The organism is Burkholderia sp. HMSC10F09 (assembly GCF_001806955.1).
Classification (GTDB): domain Bacteria; phylum Pseudomonadota; class Gammaproteobacteria; order Burkholderiales; family Burkholderiaceae; genus Burkholderia; species Burkholderia multivorans.
On record NZ_KV786873.1, the window covers coordinates 1 to 1,695 of the forward strand.

The following is a 1,695-nucleotide window of genomic DNA, read 5'->3' on the forward strand; positions in this document are numbered from 1 at the left end:
GTTTCGCGGACGGCGCGCCTGAGCGTGCCGGCCGCCCTGTTTTCTAGTCTGCGGGGAATCCCATGAAACTACTCGTCGTCGGTTCCGGTGGCCGCGAACATGCGCTCGCGTGGAAGCTCGCGCAATCGCCGCGCGTTCAGATGGTCTATGTCGCGCCCGGCAATGGCGGCACGGCGCAGGACGAGCGTCTGAAGAACGTCGACATCACGTCGCTCGACGCGCTCGCCGACTTCGCGGAACGCGAAGGCGTCGCATTCACGCTCGTCGGGCCCGAAGCGCCGCTCGCGGCCGGCATCGTCAACCTGTTCCGCGCGCGCGGCCTGAAGATCTTCGGGCCGACGCGCGAAGCCGCGCAGCTCGAGAGCTCGAAGGATTTCGCGAAGGCGTTCATGAAGCGGCACGGCATTCCGACCGCCGACTACGAGACCTTCTCGGACGCGGCCGCCGCGCATGCCTACATCGACGCGAAAGGCGCGCCGATCGTCGTGAAGGCCGACGGCCTCGCGGCCGGCAAGGGCGTGGTCGTCGCGATGACGCTCGAGGAAGCGCACGAAGCGGTCGACATGATGCTGTCGGGCAACAAGCTCGGCGATGCAGGCGCACGCGTCGTGATCGAGGAATTCCTCGACGGCGAGGAAGCGAGCTTCATCGTCATGGTCGACGGCAAGCACGCGCTCGCGCTCGCGTCGAGCCAGGACCACAAGCGTCTGCTCGACGAGGATCGCGGCCCGAACACCGGCGGCATGGGCGCGTATTCGCCGGCGCCGATCGTCACGCCGCAGATGCATGCGCGCGTGATGCGCGAGATCATCATGCCGACCGTGCGCGGGATGGAGAAGGACGGCATCCGCTTCACGGGCTTCCTGTACGCCGGCCTGATGATCGACAAGGAAGGCAATCCGCGCACGCTCGAATTCAACTGCCGGATGGGCGATCCGGAGACGCAGCCGATCATGGCGCGCCTGAAGAGCGATTTCTCGAAGGTCGTCGAGCAGGCGATCGCGGGCACGCTCGATACGGTCGAGCTCGACTGGGATCGCCGCACCGCGCTCGGCGTCGTGCTTGCCGCGCACGGCTACCCCGACGCGCCGCGCAAGGGCGACCGCATCAACGGCATCCCGGCGGAAACCGAACAGGCCGTGACCTTCCATGCGGGCACGACGCTCGACGGCGACAAGCTCGTCACGTCGGGCGGCCGCGTGCTGTGCGTGGTCGGCCTCGCCGATTCGGTGCGCGAAGCGCAGCAGCATGCGTACGACACGATCAACCAGATCAATTTCGAAGGCATGCAGTATCGCCGCGACATCGGCCACCGCGCACTCAGCCGCAAGAGCGCATGACGCCGGCGGCCGGCGCACCGCGCGGTGCGTCGTGCCGGCTGCCGCGGTTCGCTAGAATGCGCGGCAGAAGCCTTTTTTACGGCCCCCGCCGCGCGCGGGGGCGTTCAGTTCAGACATGACCGATTCGACCTACGACGTGGCGCGCGTGCGCACGTATCTCCAGGGCCTGCAGACACGCATCGCCGATGCGCTCGGCGCGCTCGACGGCACGCCGCTTGCGACCGACATCTGGCAGCGCGGCCCCGCCGAGCGGCTGCGCGGCGGCGGCTGCACGCGGATCCTCGAAGGCGGCCGCGTGTTCGAACGCGCGGGGATCGGCTTCTCCGACGTGGCGGGCGACGCGCTGCCGCCGTCC

The 1,695-nt window shown here is 68.7% G+C and carries 2 protein-coding genes; both read left to right on the plus strand.

Annotated features, from left to right (window positions below; genetic code table 11):
• Nucleotides 1-62 precede the first annotated feature (62 nt).
• The gene (gene purD, locus HMPREF3115_RS24195) at nt 63-1,340 is read left to right on the plus strand and encodes a phosphoribosylamine--glycine ligase (RefSeq protein WP_006405599.1); all 1,278 of its coding nucleotides are present in this window, start codon (nt 63-65) and stop codon (nt 1,338-1,340) included.
• Between the two features lie 115 nt (nt 1,341-1,455).
• Nucleotides 1,456-1,695, plus strand: a 240-nt coding sequence (locus HMPREF3115_RS24200) for a coproporphyrinogen III oxidase (RefSeq protein WP_141751730.1), incomplete at its 3' end; no start/stop codon positions are given.

Excerpts from the sequence above, each read along its gene's own strand:
- purD (WP_006405599.1), top strand. The coding sequence starts at position 63 with ATGAAACTACTCGTCGTCGGTTCCGGTGGCCGCGAACATGCGCTCGCG.